Consider the following 21,079-nt stretch of genomic DNA (forward strand, 5'->3'; position numbering starts at 1 on the left):
GAAAAGCACCTGAACGAGGTGCTTTTTTTATTTGGAGTAAATTCGCGGCTATACAACATGCATGATGCGTTGAGTAAATATCTGCATTTGCTATATTGGTGAATCCATGAGCATTGAATAAAGCGTTTAGAATTTTATGTCAGAACAGCCACAGCCGCGCAGTATTAAAAAACTTGTAATTTTGGGAACATTGGGTTTATGTGTGCCTATTTTGTTGGTAAGCGTAGCATTTTTAGCAGTAAATAGTGATGCAAAAAATCAGGAAAAGTATAAGCAACAACACGCTGAAATGCTTGAGCGGATTGAAGCGCGTAAAGTTGCAGAGCAAGCTGCTTCAGAACGAACAATACAACCTAAATAGTTCAGTTACTTTAAGTCCCGTTGCAACTGACGTACTGTTGGAATCTCGGTATAGCGCATGACCATATAGCCCGCAGCAATCAACATTGCATCACGCTCGGCATCTTCTTGTTCTTTACCAATATGCGTTGGGTCATCAAGTTCAATAATCGCAATGACTTTGTAACTTTGATCGAGTAAAACAAAGTCGGTGACCTTTCGATTAAATTTGGCACGCATCTTCATATTGTCGTGGGTAATGAGTGCACTAAATGCCACTTGAGCCAACACATGATGATGGGGAAATGCTTCATTTAAACGTTTGAACAGACGACTTTCGAAGTTAGTAATGACTGGCTTTGGATAAAACGTTTGCTTACGCGTAAATAGGTTGGGAAACACAAGGCACATTAATGCAAAGCTGGCAAAGCAACCGATAACGAAGAAAATAATTTGACTTAAATGCGGCACGAGAGAACTTAATTAGGACAAAAGAAAAAAGCCCACTTCGTAATGAGTGGGCTTTTTAGAATCTTGGCTCTTCCACCTGGGCTCGAACCAGGGACCTGCGGATTAACAGTCCGTCGCTCTACCGACTGAGCTATGGAAGAATAGATGGCTCTCCAACCTGGGCTCGAACCAGGGACCTGCGGATTAACAGTCCGTCGCTCTACCGACTGAGCTATTGGAGAATCTGAAAGCGATTATAGAGAGATTTTGAAAGGGGTCAAGGAACTTTTAAGAAAAAGCGGTGAAAAGCCTATTAAGTGTTTTAAAAATAATCTAAAGCCATCTAAGGTCACAATTTTAGCTTTAATCTTAAGTACATGTGTTTTTGAATAGCATTTCAAAATGGGATTAAAAGCATCATTTTATTTTTAGATTTTAAAATGTAGACATAAAAAAAGCCCACTTCGTAATGAGTGGGCTTTTTTAGAATCTTGGCTCTTCCACCTGGGCTCGAACCAGGGACCTGCGGATTAACAGTCCGTCGCTCTACCGACTGAGCTATGGAAGAATAGATGGCTCTCCAACCTGGGCTCGAACCAGGGACCTGCGGATTAACAGTCCGTCGCTCTACCGACTGAGCTATTGGAGAATCTGATGCGCATTTTAGGCAGGAATATTCAGGTCGTCAACCAAATAATGTAAAGAAATGAATCATTTGCTTTAATAATATGCATTTAATAAATCAAAATAAAAAAAACCACCCATAAAAGGTGGTTTTTTATGCAAGAAATAAAGAATTATTTCTCTACACCAGCTTCTTGACCAGCGTATTTCGCATTTGCATAATCCCAGTTTACAAGGCTTTCTAGGAAAGTTTTGATGTAAGCAGGACGAGCGTTACGGAAATCGATGTAGTAAGCATGTTCCCAAACGTCAATCGTCAATACTGCAACTTTGCCGTGTGCAAGAGGCGTGTCAGCATTTGCAGTTTTAAGGATCGATAAGTTACCGTTTACTTCGTCAGCAACCAACCAAGCCCAACCTGAACCGAATTGAGTTGTTGCAGCAGCAGCGAACTCTTCAGCAAATTTTTCATAAGAACCGAAAGCTTCGTCAATTTTAGCCGCTAAAGCGCCAGTTGCTTTACCGCCACCGTTTTTAGCCATACAGTTCCAGTAGAATGTGTGGTTCCAAACTTGAGCAGCATTGTTAAATACACCTGCTTTAGATGCATCGCCAGCAGTCGCTGTGATGATTTCTTCTAAAGTTTTACCTTCAAGGTCAGTGCCTTTGATTAAGTTGTTTAGGTTAACAACATAAGTATTGTGGTGTTTGTCGTGATGGTATTCTAAAGTTTCTTTGCTGATGTGTGGAGCAAGATCTTCGTAACCGTATGGTAATGCTGGTAAAGTAATGGTTGTCATGTTTTCAATTCCTTGCATTTTGCTGGGTTTTGACATTAAGTGGCTTTATTGTAATAGATTATTGGACAAAAATGCGCATTGCGTTTAAATAACAATACAGAATAAAGCCTGAAAATATACGTATAAAGCCTAGGTCAAATTTCCCTTAGAACGAATTAAATCGGATTGTTCAATTCGAAATAACTATACTCAATATTGAACTGTTCTGAAATAGCTTTTGCGAGTCGTTGCACGCCATATTTTTCAGTCGCATGATGTCCACATGCATAATAATGCACATTGAGTTCTTGGGCTTCATAGAAAGTACGTTCAGAGACTTCACCTGAAATATAGGCATCACAATGTTGCTCGGCTGCTTTATGAATATAATCCTGCGCACCACCCGTACAAAAACCGACTTTAAGAATTTCTGTTTTATCCGCAGGTAAATGAATAGTATCAAAACCTAATTTTTCAGACGCAAACGCTTTAAATTGCTCAGGGCTCATCGGCTGTTTTAAATAACCAATATTGCCAATGGGGTGACGTTCGCTCGGATCAAGTGCTTCAATACGCTCAAGTTCAAGCAAATCTGCAATGGCTGCGTTATTGCCTAAACTCGGATGACTATCTAAAGGCAGATGATATCCGACTAAAGAAATGTCATTTTTAATTAAAGCTTTAATGCGTTTTCCGCGCATGCCTGTAATGGGATAAGCTTCGCCTTTCCAAAAATAGCCATGATGCGCCAATAACAGATCAGCACCCTGTGCAATAGCAGCATCGACTGCGGTCTGTGATGCCGATACAGCACACAAAATTTTATTGACCTCAGTTTTTCCTTCAATTTGTAGACCATTTGGCGCATAGTCTTTAAATGCTGAGGCAGACAAGGTCTGGTCACACCACTGAATAATCTCTTTTAAATAAGCCATAATGATCTCTTAAATGCGCGATAAGGATTATCAAAGCATATTTTGCATGGTAACTAAAGCCGCACAAATCTCTTTTGCTTTTTTATGTTGCATTTTTTATTTAAGATTACAATATTGACGAATTTACTTTTGCCATCAACGAATTAAAACATTTAGAGGATGAGGACGTGCGCAAGACCTTTACATGGTTACCTTGGGTGTTACTAATATTTGTGATTGTTGGTTTTTTGGGTTGGCAACAATTTAATAAACCGAAACCACCTGTTGCTATTGATGGCGTAAAAATGCCTGCTGAAAAAGTGGAGCCTTTAATTAACACGACTCGAACTGGGGGTGTTGTGTCTTATAGCGCTGCAGTGAAAGTTGCGGCTCCTGCGGTTGTGAATGTATTTACCACGCAAAAAGTTAAACAACAGACCAATCCACTCCTGAATGATCCTGTTATTCGTGAGTTCTTTGGCAATCAATTACCTGATCAATTTAAACAAGCACCAAATGAAAACAGTTTGGGTTCTGGAGTGATTGTACGCAAAGACGGTTATATTTTGACGAATAACCATGTGATTGCTCAGGCAGATCAGATTGTGGTTGGCTTACAAGATGGTCGTCGTGCTTTAGCGACTGTGGTTGGTACAGATCCTGAAACTGATTTAGCCGTCATTAAAATTGATTTAGATGATTTGCCAGTATTGCCATTTAAACTCAGTGGTAATGAAGTCGGTGATGTTGTACTTGCCATTGGTAATCCATTTGGTGTCGGGCAAACAGTCACACAAGGGATTATTTCAGCGACAGGTCGTTCAGATTTAGGCATCAATACCTATGAAGACTTTATTCAAACCGATGCTGCGATTAATCCTGGGAATTCTGGTGGTGCTTTAATTGACGTCGCAGGGAACTTAATTGGGGTTAATACTGCGATCTTCTCGCAATCGGGTGGTTCACTCGGCATTGGTTTCGCAATTCCCGCTAAGATCTGTCAACAAGTGCTTAATGCAATTCTAAAAGATGGTCGCGTAGTGCGTGGTTATCTTGGGATTGGTCTCGCACCAGCGGTACAAGAGGACTTCTTAAAACCGAAAACCGTAGGCGTGGTGGTTGCCAATGTTGAGCCGAATGGTCCGGCAGCACAAGCAGGCTTGCAAAAAGGTGATGTGATTTTAAGCGTGAATGATGAAGTGATTAGCTCTGCATCACATTTGGTGAATTATGTCGCACTGCAAATGCCAAATAGCACGGTCAAAGTCTCATTGGAACGAGACTCAAAACCACTAACTTTAGATGTGAAAATTGGCGAGCGTAAAATGCAGACTCGAAATGCGCAGTCGCAATATATTCCGCTGCCTGAACCGCAATAATCACTCTGCTTTAAAAATCCCTCTTCGGAGGGATTTTTTACGTCAAAAAAATATACATACTGTTGGTTTAGTGATGGGTATTTATATTGATGAGATAAAATATAACGCTATAGCGATGAAGGAATTTGAATATTTGGTCAAAAAAATACCAAATTAGGCACGTATCTTGCTCAATAACAGGCAAATGTTATATAGAGAAATGTATGTCTGTATTGATTTATTTATGTCCGAATCCGAATGCTGATTATGTGGTGCTATCTTCAGGTTTAGGGGGGCATGCAAGTTTTTGGGCACCGCAAATTGCAGCCTTGCAACAGCACTTTCATGTGGTGACCTATGACCAAGAAGGCTGCCATCAGGATTCTGCATTATTACCACAGCCGTATAGTATCGATCATATGGCACAGCAATTACGGGATCTTTTGCTTGCTGAAGAAATCCAGAGTTTTCATTTCATTGGGCATGCTTTGGGTGGCCATATTGGCATGCAGCTCGCGCTACATTTGAGTCAAAACAACTTAAACATGCTAAGCCTAACCTTAATCAATTCATGGGCTGAATTAGATCCGCATACGCAAAAATGTTTTGCCGCCAGAACACATTTATTGCTAGATAGTGGGGCAGAGGCCTATGTGCGCGCGCAAGCCCTATTTTTATATCCTCCGGCTTGGATCTCACAGCATCATCAAAAAATTCGCCAGATGGAAGACCAACAGCTTTTGGATTTTCCACCTATTCATAATGTCAAAGCTCGACTTGACGCAGTGCAAGCTTTTCATTTGAATGAACTTCATCAACAGGCTTTAGCAAAGATCCCAATTCATCTCATTGCTAACCAGGATGATTTTTTGGTGCCATTTCATCAGTCAGCGCAGTTAAAGCAATTGCTGCCAAAAAGCCAGTTAAGCCTTTTAGCCACAGGTGGGCATGCATCTACGCTGACTGAAACTGAAAATCTGAATCGATGTATCCTCGATTTTTTCAAAAAGTAATCTAAATCGTTATGCTAAAAGCCAAGCCATAGTCTTGGCTTTTTTATTTTTTCTAATGAATCACTTTTCTTAAAAAGAGCACTCAATCCCAAAAAGAAAGCAAGCGTCATTTAAGCTGAATGCACTTGAATGAAACAAAATGGATTAAATTGATTCATCTTATAAAACTTGGTTTTTACTAAAAAGTAAAAAATATAAATATTAAATATATGAAAAATATAAATTAAACATTTCTGGCACGCAGTTTGCAATATTTCATGAGTAAATGAAATTCCTAAACTTGGAATACAACATGAATCATTGATCAATCAAATGAGGTGTGCAAATGAAAATCGGTGTCTTTTGTCCCGTTGGAAATAATGGATGGTTGCTCTCTGAAAATGCACCACAATACCAACCGACTTTTGAGTTAAATAAAACAATCGTGCAACGTGCGGAGCATTATGGTTTTGACTTTGCACTCAGTATGATCAAGTTGCGTGGCTTTGGCGGCAAGACAGAATTTTGGGATCATAACTTAGAAACATTTACCTTAATGGCAGGTCTTGCTGCTGTCACCAGTAAAATTAAAATTTATGCCACCGCTGCCACTTTAGTCATGCCGCCTGCCATTGTCGCGCGTATGGCATCCACAATTGATTCGATTTCAAATGGTCGTTTTGGCTTAAACGTAGTAACGGGTTGGCAAGCACCAGAATATACCCAAATGGGTATGTGGCCGGGCGATGAATATTTCGGTAAGCGTTATGAATATTTATCTGAATATGTGCACATTCTGCGTGAACTTTGGGCAACAGGTCGATCAGACTTCAAAGGTGAGCACTTCCAAATGGAAGATTGCCGCGTCAGTCCACAACCACAAGCCGACATGAAAATTATTTGTGCAGGGCAGTCCGATGCAGGTTTGGCTTTCTCAGCACAATATGCCGATTACAACTTCGTGTTTGGCAAAGGTTTAAATACCCCAACCGCTTATGCCGAGATTAATGACCGTCTGAAAACCCATACCGATCGAACCGGTCGTGATGTGCAAACCTATGTTTTATTTATGGTGATTGCAGCAGAAACTGACGAGGAAGCATTTGCGAAATGGCAGCACTATAACGATGGTGCGGATATGGAAGCAATCAATTGGCTGATGAATCAGGGAGGTAAAGATACAAAATCAGGTGCAGACACCAATATTCGTCAAATGGCATCGAGTGTTTCACCTGTCAATATCAATATGGGCACTTTGGTAGGCTCATTTGAAAATGTCGCAAAAATGCTGGATGAAATTGGTGAAATTGAAGGAACAGAAGGCATTTTATTAACTTTCGATGATTTTATTCAAGGCGTGGAAGATTTCGGACAACGCATTCAACCGTTAATGGCATGTCGTCAACACGTTGTGGTTGAAGGCGAAGCAGCAACTGTCTTGGAGAAAATCGCATGAGTATCGTATGTAGTCAATTCACAGCGGCAAATGGCAATGGCAAAGTTTTAAAAGCTGAGCCTGAATGTATTCAACTGGCAGCTGAACAAACAGCATTAATCGTCATTGATATGCAAAATGCCTATACCTCCGAAGGTGGTTATTTGGACTTGGCTGGCTTTGATGTTTCAAAAACACAACCTGTGGTAGAGAACATCCAAAAAGCTGTGGATGCAGCACATGCGGCTGGCATTCAAGTGATTTACTTTAAAAATGGTTGGGATGCTGAATATAAAGAGGCTGGTGGTCTTGATTCACCAAATTTCCATAAATCCAATGCATTAAAAACTATGCGTCAACAGCCTGAATTGCAGGGCAAACTTTTGGCAAAAGGCGGTTGGGATTTTGAACTGATAGATGCTTTACAGCCACTGCCGCAGGACATTGTCATTGAAAAACCACGTTACAGCGGATTCTTTAATACCGCATTAGACAGTATGTTGCGGGTTCGCGGCATTCGTAATTTGGTCTTTGTCGGCATTGCGACCAATGTTTGCGTGGAATCGACCCTTCGAGACGGTTTCTTCTTAGAATATTTTGGCGTCGCCCTTGCTGATGCGTGTTATCAAGCGGGTCCTGTCGAAGCACATGACGCTAGTCTTTATAACATTAAAACCTTTTTTGGATGGGTGTCCGATACCGCTCATTTTGTTGACACCTTTAAAACATCGAGTCAGCAACCAGACTACGCCAAAACCGCATAACCATAGATTGAACATATAAATAAATAGAGGGTCGAATCATGCCAAAAGACATCATTATTCCTGAAGGAACATCTAAACCACTCGCACCGTATGTGCCCGCAACCAAAGCTGACAATATTGTCTATGTATCAGGCACCTTGGCTTTTGATGAAAACAACAATGTAGTGCATGTGGGCGATGCAGCTGCACAAACACGGCACATTTTGGAAACCATTAAAAAGGTGATCGAGACAGCAGGCGGCAGTATGGATGATGTGACTTTTAATCACGTATTTGTCAAAGATTGGGCTGACTATACCGCTATTAACGCGGTCTATGCGGACTATTTCCCGGGAGATAAGCCGGCACGTTACTGCGTACAAACGGGACTAGTCAAACCAGATGCCTTGGTTGAAATCGCGTCGATTGCTCATGTTTAAAAGATATTCGCCGGACTGATACATGGCATGAATCATGCTAAATCCTGTAAAGGGGAAATGAAAATGAATGCAAAAATCTCCCAACAACTTGCACAACAATTAGAACGCTGTAGCACGATAAATGAAGATGTTGGTCACGTCGATCAGCAAATGTTTAGACAAGGTATGTCAAAACTTGCAGCAGCTGTGAATGTCATTACAACGGATGGACACGCAGGTAAAGCAGGTTTTACGGCATCGGCAGTATGTAGTGTCAGTGATTCACCACCGACATTGTTGGTGTGCTTAAACCGTTCAGCATCGGTGTATGAAACTTTTAAAACAAATCAGGTGCTGTGTGTGAATACATTGAATGCTCAACAGCAGCATCTTTCAAATGTATTTGGCGGCAAAACACCAATGTCAGCACGTTTTGCTGAAGGAAAATGGCGAACACTACTGACCCAAGCACCCGTACTGGAAGATGCTTTAGTCAGTTTTGATTGTCGCGTGGTGCAAAGCGTATCGATTGGTAGTCATGATGTCCTATTTTGTCAGGTCAAAGCGATCCGCCAACAATCTGAAGAAAATGCGTTAGTTTATTTTAATCGTTCTTATTGCGAGACACAGTCTATGTGATCAAAACATTCCTAATTTAGGAGGGGAAGTCAATGCAAACAAAAGAATCGTGGTTTCCAAAATTTAAGCCTTATCAAGGCGATTTAGACATAACACCTGTGCAGACAGATGAATATCTGCCCGCAGGTAAAAGCATTGTATTGGGCTTACAACATGCATTCGCCATGTTTGGTGCTACTGTACTTGCCCCCTTATTAATGGGCTTTGATCCAAATCTCACCATCTTTATTACTGGCATTGGGACGATCTTATTTTTCCTCATGACAGGTGGTCGTTTACCGAGTTACTTAGGCTCAAGTTTTGCGTTTATTGGCGCGGTTGCTGCGGCTACAGGATATGCGGGTGTTGGTGCCAATGCCAATATTGGTTTAGCGCTTGGTGGAACCATCGCTTGCGGTATTGTCTACGCCATTGTTGGTGCAATTGTAATGAAAACGGGAACAGCTTGGATTGAAAAGCTGATGCCTCCGATCGTGACCGGTGCCATTGTGATGATTATTGGTTTAAACCTCGCGCCTGTTGCCATCAAAAGTGTCTCTGCTAATCAATTTGATGCATGGATGGCATTAATTACAATTGTCTGTATCAGTGTGATCGCTGTATTTACCCGCGGTATGGTACGCCGTTTATTATTATTGCTTGGCTTAGTATCGTCTTATTTTATTTATTTCATTTTAACCAATGTTTTAGGTTTTGGCACAGCAATTGATTTTAGCAAAGTTTCAGAAGCAGCATGGTTTGGTCTGCCGACCTTCCAAACCCCTGTATTTGATGCCACTGCAATGATGTTGATTGCACCTGTTGCTATTATTTTGATTGCAGAAAATCTAGGACATTTTAAAGCTGTCTCTGCTATGACTGGCAAAAACTTAACCCCTTATATGGGACGAGGTTTCTTTGCAGATGGGGTATGTACGTCATTGTCAGCTTCCGTTGGTGGCACGGGTATGACCACATACGCAGAAAATATTGGGGTGATGGCAGTCACAAAAGTATATGCCACCACAGTGTTTATCTTCGCAGGTTTAGTTGCAATTTTGCTGGGTCTATCCCCTAAGTTTGGTGCGGTGATTAGTACGATTCCAGTGGCTTTATTAGGCGGTGCTTCGATTGTGGTATTTGGTTTAATTACAGTAGCGGGTGCCAAAATCTGGGTCGATAATCGTATTGATTTTACTAAGAATAGTACGTTATTAATCGCAGCGGTGAGTGTGATTATGGGTACGGGGAATTATAGTCTACAAATTGGTGGATTTGATTTAGGTGGGATTGGTACCGCAACCTTAGCCGCTATTTTACTGAACCTGTTCTTAAGTCGTGGTGATGATCAAGAAGCGCCGGCAAGCATCAATGAAAAACCAGAGTCTGATTTAAGTTCAGATGCAGCTATTCAGCACTAGGAGCAAATTTTGAATCAACGTGTGGCATTTTTGGGACTCGGGGCAATGGGATGGCATATGGCATCTCATTTGCCAAAGCTTGGCCTGGATGTTTTGGTATGGAATCGAACAGTTGCCAAAGCTGAGCAGCATGCGCAATGTTTCAACACGCAAGCTGTCTCTATTGAAGAAGCGGTTCAGGCTGATTTTATTATAAGTTGTTTGCCGACCAGTGCGGATGTTGAGCAGCTCATTGCCCAATATCCACCGAAAGCGGGTGCGATTTGGATTGACTGTACCAGTGGTGTGCCTGCATCAGCGCAGAAACTATCGCAAGAGTTAAAGAGAATCGGTTGCCATTATTTGGATGCACCGGTTTCAGGTCAAACCATTGGTGCTGAAAGCGGAACATTGACGGTCATGGTCGGCGGTGATGAACAGGCTTTTCAACAAGCGCAGCCCATTATTCAAGCATTTTCAGGCTTAATTGAATATGTGGGTGAAAGTGGGACAGGTTTTGCTGTGAAAGCTGTCAATAACACCCTTATGGCAACTCATTTATGGGCATTGGCAGAAGGTCTCACGGTGCTCAAAGCAAATGGGGTCGACTTGTCAGCAGCGGTTAATTGTATTAATCATTCGAGCGGGCAAAGTAAAATGTCTGAAACGATTATTTCACAGCGCGTATTGAGTCGCTCTTTTGAGAAAACCTTTGCGCTTGATTTATTGCAAAAAGATATTGGCATTGCGCTCGATTTAATGAGTGAGCAAGATTTAGCTTTACCCAATATGCAATTGATTCAGCAGCAATTTAATTTGTTGAATAAATCACAAGCACAGCAACTTGATTTTTCTGCCGCAGTACAAATTTTAGAACGACAAACTGAAATTCAACTGCATGATTAATTTTCATTATTTGTGAACGAAAAAAGCGACCCAATCGGGTCGCTTTTTTAGGTTTGCATTAAGAAGTGGGAGTCGCGGTTAAGTGTGGATTCTCTAAGTCTAAAACCTCTGTTAAGGTTTCATCAAAGATGTCCGTTAACATGCTATCAAAACGTTTGGCATTATAGCTAAGCAGCTTTTCTGCCTCATTGTCCGTGATAAAGCCTTGTTGCTGTGCATCCACTATATGTTCTTCAAAGCTTAAACCTGCAAATTTTCCTTTCGATTCAGCTTTTTTAAACCGATCCCATAATGCTTCAACATCAAGGAGCATTAAGAAAGTGGATTCCATTCGTCCTGTTACATCATGCTCTTCGGTGTTGTAATAAACATGTTTTTTGAGCTCATTCCTAAAAGCATTATCTTGCATCATGCTTTCAGCAACATGACGTTTTAATGTGTCGGAAGGGGCTTTCACAGGTCGTCCAAATGGAAAACAGACCATTTTAACTAAGCCTGCTGCGACACCCTGAGGGAAGTTGGCAAATAAACCATAAAAAGCTTCCTGCGCATTAAAAAGCGCTTTCTCAACAGCAAGTTTGGCATGTAACTTTTCAGCTTCGGTTTTTTTGCTATGTTCAAAGTATTTTAAAATTGCGGTGGCAATAAATAGATGTGAATGGATATCCGCTAAACGACCTGAGAGCATTTCTTTACGTTTGATATCACCCGCAAGTAAACCAAGGCACATATCCGCAGTGAGGGCAAAATTGCTACTGAGTCGGTTAATTACTTTATAATACGGACGCGTAAAATCAGTGGCACTTTTTGGTGCTGTACTAGAGCCGCCTGTGAAGCCATAAGCCAATGAGCGAGCGGTACGATTAAAGGTATAGCCTAGATGTTTAAATAACATGTCATTAAAACTGTGCAATGCTGTGTTTTTATCATCAGCCTGTAAAAGTTGTAGTTCTTCAAACAGGTAAGGATGACAACGCATTGAACCTTGACCAAAAATCATTAAAGAACGACTTAAAATATTTGCACCTTCAACCGTAATAGAGACGGGAATCGCTTGATAATTCAATGCAATAAAGTTACGTGGACCCATTTGAATGGCACGTCCACCGACAACATCCATACCATGATTAACCACTTTACGCATGGTCTCAGTGGCGTAGTATTTGGCCATAGCCGTCATGACTGCGGGTTTTCCACCTTGGTTGAGTCCACAGGTGACTAAATAGCGAAAGGCTTCGAGCATATAAGTATCGGAAGCAATTTCACTGGTCGCTTCTTGTACACCTTCAAATTTGCCGACAGAAATTTTAAATTGTTGACGAATACGCGCAAATGCACCGACATTTAAATAAGTCATTTCACCTGCGGCAGTAGACAGTGCAGGTAATGAAATGCCACGCCCAACGGCAAGACATTCCATCAGCATACGCCAACCTTTACCTGCATTTTCAACACCGCCAATAATCCAGTCGAGGGGAATAAAAACATCTTTTCCATCGACCGTACCGTTCATAAAGGGTGAGCCGGGATTATGTCGTGCGCCGACTTGAACGCCGTCATGGTTGGCAGGCAGTAATGCGCAGGTAATACCGTATTCTTTTTTATTGGCATCACCTAGTAAGCCATCAGGATCATACATTTTAAAAGCTAGACCCACCACGGTGGCAATTGGCGCAAGCGTGATCCAACGCTTAGAAAAATTCATGTTTAAGCCAAGCACTTGTTGACCTTCAAATTCTCCGTAACAGACCACACCACTATCTGGAATCGCACCCGCATCTGAACCCGCTTCTGGACTAGTCAGACCAAAGCAGGGAATTTCTTCGCCTTTAGCAAGTCCCGGCAGATAACGATCTTTTTGTGCTTCTGTACCCTAATGCAGTAACAGTTCCCCGGGTCCAAGTGAATTAGGCACCATGCAACTGACCGCTGTGGTTAATGAGCGTGAGGCAATTTTGCTCATAATGCGGCTTTGGGCAAATGATGAAAACTCACGGCCACCGTAGGATTTAGGAATAATCAGCCCTAAAAAACCATGGTCTTTAATGAATTGCCATACGTGTTCAGGGAGGTCTTTATTTTGGTGGATTTCCCATTCATTGAGCATGCTGCATAGTTGTTCAACTTCATTGTCTAAAAATGCTTGTTCTTCATTGGAGAGTTTTGGATAGGGATAATCGTGAAACGTTTCCCAATTCGGTGCTCCCATAAATAGCTCTTTTCCCACCAACTGGTGCCTGAGTCCAAGGCTTCGCGTTCGGTGGTACTCATGGCAGGCATGGCTTTTGCCAAGGCTTTATACGCAGGCTTGGTGATGAGTGCCATTCTTAAAGGATCAATTAACACCACTAAGCTGATGAGGATAAGGGGAATACCCAGTAAAAGTGACCAAGGGCTTAAAAAAGCCACTAAAATAGAAATAATAATCAGTGAAATGGCACCTGCCATCCGTGATAAAGCAAAGAAAAAAACCGCCCATACGGCAAGTGCTAAAATGGCTACACTTATAATGAAGAACATAAATAATCCTCCCATTGAAGACTTCATTCTGTCTTAAGTACTCAAGACGTGTGTGAAAAGCATTTAGTTTTAAATTTTTCTAATGCGTACTTAAGCTAAGAATCAGGTCAATTAAAATAATAATCCGAAACGGCAGTGTGTTGATTTCGCTGTGTTGCGAAGACGCTACCTCTGTTGATTAAGCTAGAGCTTTTTGAGCAAAGGGTAAAAAGGATAAATGTGGGATAAATGTAGTATTAGGTAAAAGTTAAATAGACAAATGCAGTATCTATTAGTAGGAATATCCAAGTTAAAGGCATAAAAAAGCGCTCAATAGTGAGCGCTTTTTTATCTGATCGAATTTAAGCTTCGATGGTTTGAACTGTAATTTTTTTCGCAGGATCTGCTTTACGACGTACTGCTGGTACAGGCTCGCCATAGTATTGACGGTCAGCGAAGTAGCTTGAACGTACCATAGGTGCTGCCCAAATATTACGGAAACCTAATTTTTGACCATGTGCAGTATAACGCTCGAATTCTTCAGGTGTCACAAAACGATCAAGCGGTGCATGTTGTTTTGATGGCTGTAAATACTGACCAATCGTAATGTAATCCACATCATGTGCGCGTAGATCATCAAGGAGCGCTAAGACTTCTTCTTCAGTTTCACCTAGACCGACCATCAAACCACATTTGGTGGGTACATCTGGACAATATTCTTTAAACATTTTGAGTAAATTTAGAGAATGTTGATAGTCTGAACCTGGACGCATCGCTTTATATAAACGCGGCACAGTTTCAATATTATGGTTAAATACGTCAGGTGGGCATTCTGTCATAATACGTAGCGCGATATCCATACGACCACGGAAGTCAGGCACTAAAATTTCAAGTAAGGTATTTGGACTTAACGCACGTGCTTCTTTAATACAATCTACAAAATGCTGTGCACCACCGTCTAACAGGTCATCGCGATCGACAGAGGTAATGACCGCATATTTCAAACCTAAATTAGAAATGGTTTCAGCCATATGGCGCGGTTCATCTGGGTCTAAAGCATTAGGGCGACCATGCGCAACGTCACAGAATGGACAACGACGGGTACAAATATCACCCATAATCATAAAGGTTGCCGTACCCCCACCGAAACATTCAGGCAGGTTTGGACATGCTGCTTCTTCGCAGACAGTATGAAGTTTTTGCTCGCGAAGCGTACTTTTGATGCGTTGAACCTCTTCAGGGGCTGCCATTTTGACGCGAATCCAATCCGGTTTTCGCGGTGTTTCAACCGTAGGGATCACTTTTACAGGAATACGAGCAACTTTTTCTGCGCCACGAAGTTTAACACCCTGTTCAGGTTTACGGTTCTCAGACATATTCAACTTTTCCACTGTTTTTGAAGGGGGAGATGATCAAAGATAGCCCTTTAAGTATAACCAAGTTCATGACAAATAGGGCGAAAAGCATTATTCATTTAAAAAATGATCCTATCACTTAATATATACGAGTTAAATACACCATGTGTGCCATATTTGCGTCATAATAATGGCTTAGATTAAAGCGAATTTTTTGAATTTTAAAGGAGCGTTGAATGCCACGTAAGAAAGAGGTCGTTAGTGGGACTTTCGTTAAGTATGATGCGGTAGTTCTAGGTTCAGGCCCTGCGGGCGAAGGCGCGGCAATGAAGCTTGCTAAATCCGGCAAACGCGTTGCAATTGTTGATATGCGTGAACAATTGGGTGGTAACTGTACCCATGTCGGTACGATTCCAAGTAAAGCATTGCGTCAAACCGTATCGAGCATTATTCGATATCAACGTGATCCAATGTTCCAAAAAGTGGGTGATTGGAAACAATACACCATGAAGCAAGTGCTTCGAAATGCGCACAAAGTGATTCAACAGCAAGTAGAAACACATTCGCGTTTCTATGACCGCAATAAGATTGATATCTACCATGGTCGTGCTTACGTGCAAGATCAAAATACTATTTTCGTCTTTAGTCCTGAGGGTATTAAAGAAACGTTAATGTTCAAGCAATTGGTCATTGCAACGGGTTCACGTCCATATCGTCCAGAAATTTTAGATTTTAACCATCCACGTGTATTTGATTCAGACAAAATTTTGGATCTGGATTTCTCAATCCAAAAAATCATCATTTATGGTGCAGGCGTGATTGGTTGTGAATATGCATCCATCTTCATCGGTCTTGGACATAAAGTTGATCTAATTAATACTCAGCCGAAGCTCCTCAGCTATTTGGATGATGAAATTTCAGATGCTTTGTCTTATCACTTACGTGAACAAGGTGTGTTAATTCGTCATAACGAACAAATTGATTATCTTGAAACTTTTGATAATCACGTGATTATGCATACCCAAAGTGGCAAAAAAATCAAAGCTGATGCGATTTTGTGGTGTAACGGTCGTTCGGGTAATACCGATGGTTTAGGTCTTGAAAATATTGGTTTAAAACCAAATAGCCGTGGTCAGTTAACGGTGAATGATCAATACCAAACTGAAGTTGAAAATGTGTATGCGGCGGGTGATGTCATTGGTTGGCCTTCACTTGCTTCGGCTGCCTATGACCAAGGTCGTTGCGCAGGCGCGAATATGAATGGCGAAGAAAATGTAAAACCTGTAACGGATATTCCGACTGGGATTTATACCATTCCTGAAATTTCTTCGATTGGTAAAACAGAGCAACAGTTAACGGAAGAAAAAATTCCGTACGAAGTCGGACAAGCATCATTCCGTCATTTGGCACGTGCCCAAATTACTGGTGATACGATGGGCGAACTGAAGATTCTGTTCCATCGTGAAACTTTAGAAGTTTTAGGCGTACATTGCTTCGGTAATAACGCATCGGAAATTATCCACATTGGTCAGGCCGTGATGAATAGTCCAAACAACACCATCAAGTATTTTGTTGAAACGACGTTTAACTACCCAACCATGGCGGAAGCGTACCGTGTAGCAACATTAAACGGTATGAATCGTTTGTTCTAATTTTATAATTTAGACGCAAAAAACCCGTAAGTTTATCTTACGGGTTTTTTATTGAAGCAACGTTTAAGTATTTAAGCAAAATGATCACGATTAAAATCGTTAAACGCTTGATCAATTTCTGCTTGAGTATTCATCACGAATGGACCATGCGCAACAATCGGTTCATTTAAAGCTTGCCCACTTAATACCAAAAGCTTGCTGGTTGCATTTACTTGAATATCAACGGCAGTCGTTTGATCCCTCACATAAAGTGTTTGTAACGCGCCGTAGTTTTTACCATCTACCTGAATTTCGCCACTCAATACGAAAATCATATTGTTCCATTTTGGATTGAGTTGCAATTGATGCGTAGCGCCTGTATTGAAACGTAAATCCAGCACAGTCATTGGGCTAAACGTTTGTGCAGGACCAACAGCAAGCTCGCCTGAATGTAAATATTCACCTGCAATGACTCGAATAATCCCTTGTTGATCAGCTAAAGTAATTTCAGGAATACTGCGTTCGGTTAATTCTTGATAACGCGGTTCAGTCATTTTGGCGTGACTCGGTAAATTCACCCACAATTGAATCATGTCCAAATGTCCACCTGATTGTGCAAAGGCTTTCGAGTGATGTTCGGCATGCATAATGCCACGACCCGCCGTCATCCATTGCACTTCATTTTTACCAATTGTGCCGTGGTTGCCTTTGGAATCCCGATGTTCAAGTTCACCGTCATAGACAATGGTCACGGTTTCAAATCCGCGATGTGGATGCATACCGACCCCACGTTGATGTTGACTCGGGCTAAATACATAATCTTGAGTATAACCCATGACCAAAAATGGACTGGTCGCATTGCCCATTTCATGCATCGGTAACATGGAGTTGGTCGGGAAGCCATCACCAACCCAAGTACTGCGATCACTTTGATAAACACGTTGAATAGTACTCATCGCTCATATCCTCAATATAATAATTTGCTTATGAAGACTATTATTGGGCTATAGTAGGACTGAATACAGATCGATAACATCAACAGATAATTCTATAAATGAAACAATGATGCAAAATCTCAACGACTATTATTACTACGTTCAAGTAGTCAAATACCACGGTTATACCAAAGCCAGCGAAGCTTTAGGTATTACCAAATCTAAGCTTTCACGTCGTATTAGCGACCTTGAAGGGCGTCTAAATGTGCGCTTGATTCAACGTAATACGCGTAAATTTACCGTGACTGAGCTTGGACAGCAGTTTTACACGCATTGCTTAAAAATTTTAGAAGATGTCGATGAAGCAGAAAATTTTATTCATAGCACATTGAACGATGCACTTTGTGGCAACATTAAAATTTCCTGTCCAGTGGCTTTAGTTGAAACCCCGATTGGTGGCATCGTATCACGGTTTTTGCAACAAAACCCTGCTGTGCATATTCAACTCATGGCAACCAATGAGCGTGTTGATGTGATTGCTCAAGGGATTGATTTAGCCATTCGTGTTCGACATTTACCGATCGAAGACAGTGATTTAGTCGTTAGGGAACTTGATGCATGGGGACATGTCTTGATAGCATCACCTGCTTTTCTTGATGTGCATGGTGAACCCACGACATTTCAAGATTTGAGTGATTATCCAAGTGTGGGCTTTGACCGCCCTAAACATATTTGGGAATTTACCCATCAAGCATCCATGCAAAAGCAAAGCTTAAGTCTAAATCCGAGATTAAAAACCGATAGCTTCCTTGCGATGAAAACTGCGGTTAAACTCGGCGTGGGAATCGGGTCATTGCCAAAAGTTTTTGTACGAGATGAATTAAAATCGGGAGAGTTAGTGCAACTTTTCCCTGAATGGGAATTGCCAAGTGGTGTCATTCATGTGGCATATGCATCACGGCAAGGGATGTTGCCCGCTGTACGTGCATTTTTAGATTACTTGTTACTCGAGTTTCGCAATTTACAGACCGAATAAGCTCAAAAGGTGAAATTAAGTACAGAAGATAGGGCATGACGATCATTTATTTTCATGCCCGATTATTTTGATCAACATGGAACACGTAAAAATTAGAAAGGTCGACTGCCTGCCAAACTAATACGCTTCAGTAATCTGCGCTGGTCTGCGGGAAAGGGTTGGCGTGAATGCAGAGTCGCTTGATTATCCCAAAAGACAACATCACCAATTTGCCAATCGTGTTCATAACGAAACTCAGGTTTTTGTATATGCGCACGTAATTTTGCAATTAACGCACTGCCTGCTTGATCGTCATAATTGACCAATTCAACTTCAGTATGCGTATTCAGCCACAATGCTTTACGACCCGATTCTGGATGAATACGCACCAATGGATGCGGATAAGCATGGCTGAGGATCGGCTGATCTTTAAAGCGATATAAAGGGCTCTCGCCATAACCGTTACTCTCGTTTAAATCCTTGGTTTTTTGACGACGCACAAATGGATTATAGGTAATCAGTTGTAACTGATCGATCTCTGCTTTGGTTTCTTCATCTAAAGCATCATAAGCTTTGATCGTATTGATCCATGAAGTTTTGCCACCGTCCTTAGGAAGCTCGATGGCATAAAGTAAGGAGCCAAAGGAGGGAAGTGGTGTCCATTGATGGTCGGCATGCGGTGTGAGTTCACCATGACCCGTATAATCGCCTTGTCCGACTGCATTCGAGACAGGAACGACATCAGGCGGCACACCATTTTCCTGTTGTGACGCCAACACGGGTGTATCGGCACTTGGACGGAAAATAGCGCCAAAATAAGTGGCGAAAGCCAAATATTGTAAATCGTCTAACGTTTGTTGTTTAAAAATCAAAACTAAATGCTGTGCCAATGCTTGCTTGAGTTTGTAAATAGTTTCCCCAGATTGTGCTTTACGTGCATCTAAACCATAAACGATTGCGCCGAGTGCCGCATGATCTTGAGGAATGATTTTGATTTCATCGCTATTTTGAAATTGTTCAGGCTGATGCCAACGCGGTGCATCGTGAATGGCTTGCGAGAGCTGGGTTAGACTTGTCATTTTTCTGCTCAGAGAATTTTTATGAGAGAAAATGTAAAAAATCCACTTTTAAAAATAAAATCATAAGAAATGATAACCTTATGAAAAACCTAATTTTTGTATTATCATTTTGATTTTAAATCATTTAAGTTAATGTGCTTTATATAGCTAAATCCTTGCTGAGAAAACGTCAACATTAGTGGGCACAAAAGGCTTGGTTAAAAGAGTCAAATAGCTGTGGTGTATTTGACCACAGCAGTAATGACAAGATCAGCAGAACCATGACCGTTAAGCCAAGGGCAATTTTAAACATTAAGGTGGAATTAATCATGCACCACTTGCTCCTCATTGACCCAAAAATGAACTATTACACCTAATATGCTCAGCGCAATAGAGAGCATCCAAATCACATTATAGTTGCCACTCATATCATGATTGACACCGCCTAACCACCCCCCAAAGAAAGAACCCACTTGATGAGTGAAGAACACAATACCGCTTAGCATACTTAAGTATTTTACCCCAAACATGTTGGCGACAATACCATTGGTGAGTGGCACGGTAGAGAGCCAAAGCAAGCCCATTACTACACCAAAGGCATAGACCGTCCATGTACTGAGCGGCAGAAGTAAAAATGCGATAATGGCGATGCCGCGTAAGCCATATAACCCCATCAATAAATGCGGTTTAGAGTACTTTCCACCGAGCCAACCTGCTGTATAAGTCCCTACGACGTTAAACAATCCAACCAAAGCAAGAAAAACAGTACCTGTGGTGGCATTAAAACCATGATCAATCAAATACCCTGGCAAATGAATGCCAATAAATACCACTTGAAAACCACAGACCAAGAATCCTAAGGCTAAGAACCAAAATGGTTTATGATTTTTGGCAATGATGAGGATGTCTTTAAAACTCAACGCGGCTTGTGTGGTGGTTATTGCATTCGGTGCGGCATAGGTTGGTGCTTTAAGCATTGCTGCTAAGGGCATAATAAGTGCAATTAAGATCGCGCTCACCACTAATGCCGCTGACCACCCAATATTTTGTAGTAATAACAAGGTCGTTGGTAGCATAATAAACTGACCAAATGAGCCTGCTGCACTGGCAATCCCCATCGCGAGGCTACGTTTTTCGGGTGGAGCAGCGCGACCGATGGCAGACAGTAAAATTGGGAACGAGGTTGCTGATAGCGCCAAACCTAAAATAAGCCCCGCACTGATATTCAGCAATATGCCTGTTGAACTGACCGCCATCATCAATAAGCCGATGACATAGAGTAAGCCACCAGTGGCAACGACTAAACGACTGCCATACTTGTCGGCTAAAGCACCCGTAAAGGGTTGCACTGCACCCCAAATTAAGTTTTGCATGGCAATGGCAAGACTGAAAACATTGTGTCCCCAACCGAACTCATCACTCATGGGAACCAAATACAGTCCAAATGCATGTCGAACACCTAAAGACAATGCCAAGATAATTGCAGCACCAATGAGCATATAAATCAGTGGTTTTGAAAATTGGCTGTCCGACATGCTGAATCCAATAAGATGAAATTTAGAGCATATATTAGAGCATTGCCTTGTCTGAAACGATTCAATAAAAATTG

At 41.5% G+C, this 21,079-nt stretch carries 19 protein-coding genes, 4 tRNA genes and 1 pseudogene; 11 read left to right on the forward strand and 13 right to left on the reverse strand.

What is annotated here, in order from left to right:
* Positions 1 to 136 precede the first annotated feature (136 nt).
* Entirely contained in the window at positions 137 to 361 is a 225-nt protein-coding gene (locus GFH30_RS04515; protein ID WP_153371103.1) for a hypothetical protein, read from the forward strand.
* 5 nt (positions 362 to 366) lie between these two features.
* Here GFH30_RS04515 and GFH30_RS04520 read toward each other — a convergent pair whose 3' ends face one another.
* From GFH30_RS04520 to GFH30_RS04550, 7 genes are all read right to left on the reverse strand, one after another.
* The gene (locus tag GFH30_RS04520) at positions 367 to 810 is read right to left on the reverse strand and encodes a DUF2726 domain-containing protein (RefSeq protein WP_153371104.1); all 444 of its coding nucleotides are present in this window, start codon (positions 808 to 810) and stop codon (positions 367 to 369) included.
* A gap of 64 nt (positions 811 to 874) precedes the next feature.
* Positions 875 to 950 (reverse strand) — tRNA-Asn (locus GFH30_RS04525).
* A 5-nt stretch (positions 951 to 955) separates the two neighbouring features.
* Positions 956 to 1,031, reverse strand: a tRNA-Asn gene (locus tag GFH30_RS04530).
* A 250-nt stretch (positions 1,032 to 1,281) separates the two neighbouring features.
* A tRNA-Asn gene (locus GFH30_RS04535) sits at positions 1,282 to 1,357 on the reverse strand.
* A gap of 5 nt (positions 1,358 to 1,362) precedes the next feature.
* A tRNA-Asn gene (locus GFH30_RS04540) sits at positions 1,363 to 1,438 on the reverse strand.
* Positions 1,439 to 1,586: 148 nt separating this feature from the next.
* On the reverse strand, positions 1,587 to 2,213 hold the full coding sequence (locus GFH30_RS04545) for a superoxide dismutase (protein WP_153371105.1): 627 nt from the start codon (positions 2,211 to 2,213) through the stop codon (positions 1,587 to 1,589).
* A gap of 155 nt (positions 2,214 to 2,368) precedes the next feature.
* Positions 2,369 to 3,127 carry a Nif3-like dinuclear metal center hexameric protein gene (locus tag GFH30_RS04550; RefSeq protein WP_153371106.1) on the reverse strand — a complete coding sequence of 253 codons (759 nt, stop codon included), beginning with the start codon at positions 3,125 to 3,127 and terminating at the stop codon, positions 2,369 to 2,371.
* A gap of 167 nt (positions 3,128 to 3,294) precedes the next feature.
* Between GFH30_RS04550 and GFH30_RS04555 the strand changes: the two genes are divergently transcribed.
* The 8 genes from GFH30_RS04555 (at position 3,295) to GFH30_RS04590 (ending at position 10,977) form a co-directional block, all read left to right on the forward strand.
* The gene (locus GFH30_RS04555) at positions 3,295 to 4,485 is read left to right on the forward strand and encodes a S1C family serine protease (RefSeq protein WP_153371107.1); all 1,191 of its coding nucleotides are present in this window, start codon (positions 3,295 to 3,297) and stop codon (positions 4,483 to 4,485) included.
* 203 nt (positions 4,486 to 4,688) lie between these two features.
* Positions 4,689 to 5,477: a pyrimidine utilization protein D gene (rutD, locus tag GFH30_RS04560; protein ID WP_153371108.1), complete on the forward strand. Its 789-nt coding sequence runs from the start codon at positions 4,689 to 4,691 to the stop codon at positions 5,475 to 5,477.
* A gap of 325 nt (positions 5,478 to 5,802) precedes the next feature.
* Positions 5,803 to 6,912, forward strand: a complete 1,110-nt coding sequence (gene rutA / locus GFH30_RS04565; RefSeq protein ID WP_153371109.1) for a pyrimidine utilization protein A — start codon at positions 5,803 to 5,805, stop codon at positions 6,910 to 6,912.
* A complete protein-coding gene (gene rutB, locus GFH30_RS04570) occupies positions 6,909 to 7,655 on the forward strand; it encodes a pyrimidine utilization protein B (RefSeq protein WP_153371110.1) in 747 nt (248 codons plus the stop codon). Before rutA ends, rutB begins: the two co-directional genes overlap by 4 nt.
* A gap of 38 nt (positions 7,656 to 7,693) precedes the next feature.
* Positions 7,694 to 8,074 (forward strand): pyrimidine utilization protein C, encoded by a 381-nt coding sequence (gene rutC, locus GFH30_RS04575; RefSeq protein ID WP_153371111.1) that lies wholly within the window; start codon positions 7,694 to 7,696, stop codon positions 8,072 to 8,074.
* 150 nt (positions 8,075 to 8,224) lie between these two features.
* Entirely contained in the window at positions 8,225 to 8,692 is a 468-nt protein-coding gene (gene rutF, locus GFH30_RS04580; protein WP_406565746.1) for an NADH-dependent FMN reductase RutF, read from the forward strand.
* Positions 8,693 to 8,724: 32 nt separating this feature from the next.
* Positions 8,725 to 10,092 (forward strand): pyrimidine utilization transport protein G, encoded by a 1,368-nt coding sequence (gene rutG, locus GFH30_RS04585; protein WP_153371113.1) that lies wholly within the window; start codon positions 8,725 to 8,727, stop codon positions 10,090 to 10,092.
* Positions 10,093 to 10,101: 9 nt separating this feature from the next.
* Complete coding sequence (locus GFH30_RS04590; protein ID WP_153371114.1) at positions 10,102 to 10,977, forward strand: NAD(P)-dependent oxidoreductase; 876 nt, start codon at positions 10,102 to 10,104, stop codon at positions 10,975 to 10,977.
* 58 nt (positions 10,978 to 11,035) lie between these two features.
* Here the strand turns inward: GFH30_RS04590 and GFH30_RS04595 are convergent.
* Positions 11,036 to 13,497: pseudogene (locus GFH30_RS04595) on the reverse strand (acyl-CoA dehydrogenase).
* Positions 13,498 to 13,838: 341 nt separating this feature from the next.
* Positions 13,839 to 14,852 carry a lipoyl synthase gene (gene lipA / locus GFH30_RS04600; RefSeq protein ID WP_153371115.1) on the reverse strand — a complete coding sequence of 338 codons (1,014 nt, stop codon included), beginning with the start codon at positions 14,850 to 14,852 and terminating at the stop codon, positions 13,839 to 13,841.
* A gap of 215 nt (positions 14,853 to 15,067) precedes the next feature.
* Between lipA and sthA the strand changes: the two genes are divergently transcribed.
* Positions 15,068 to 16,483 (forward strand): Si-specific NAD(P)(+) transhydrogenase, encoded by a 1,416-nt coding sequence (sthA, locus tag GFH30_RS04605; RefSeq protein WP_153371116.1) that lies wholly within the window; start codon positions 15,068 to 15,070, stop codon positions 16,481 to 16,483.
* Between the two features lie 71 nt (positions 16,484 to 16,554).
* Here sthA and GFH30_RS04610 read toward each other — a convergent pair whose 3' ends face one another.
* Complete coding sequence (locus tag GFH30_RS04610; protein WP_153371117.1) at positions 16,555 to 17,418, reverse strand: pirin family protein; 864 nt, start codon at positions 17,416 to 17,418, stop codon at positions 16,555 to 16,557.
* Between the two features lie 109 nt (positions 17,419 to 17,527).
* Here GFH30_RS04610 and GFH30_RS04615 point away from each other — a divergent pair, with 109 nt between their 5' ends.
* Entirely contained in the window at positions 17,528 to 18,433 is a 906-nt protein-coding gene (locus tag GFH30_RS04615; RefSeq protein WP_153371118.1) for a LysR substrate-binding domain-containing protein, read from the forward strand.
* 92 nt (positions 18,434 to 18,525) lie between these two features.
* Here the strand turns inward: GFH30_RS04615 and GFH30_RS04620 are convergent, their stop codons facing one another.
* From GFH30_RS04620 to GFH30_RS04625, 3 genes are all read right to left on the reverse strand, one after another.
* Entirely contained in the window at positions 18,526 to 19,491 is a 966-nt protein-coding gene (locus GFH30_RS04620) for a TauD/TfdA dioxygenase family protein (protein ID WP_153371119.1), read from the reverse strand.
* A gap of 175 nt (positions 19,492 to 19,666) precedes the next feature.
* Positions 19,667 to 19,801, reverse strand: coding sequence for a hypothetical protein (locus GFH30_RS13490; protein WP_264766837.1), 135 nt, complete (start codon positions 19,799 to 19,801; stop codon positions 19,667 to 19,669).
* Positions 19,794 to 21,005 (reverse strand): MFS transporter, encoded by a 1,212-nt coding sequence (locus GFH30_RS04625; RefSeq protein ID WP_153371120.1) that lies wholly within the window; start codon positions 21,003 to 21,005, stop codon positions 19,794 to 19,796. Before GFH30_RS04625 ends, GFH30_RS13490 begins: the two co-directional genes overlap by 8 nt.
* Positions 21,006 to 21,079 lie beyond the last annotated feature (74 nt).

This window comes from Acinetobacter wanghuae (assembly GCF_009557235.1).
Taxonomy (GTDB): Bacteria; Pseudomonadota; Gammaproteobacteria; order Pseudomonadales; family Moraxellaceae; genus Acinetobacter; species Acinetobacter wanghuae.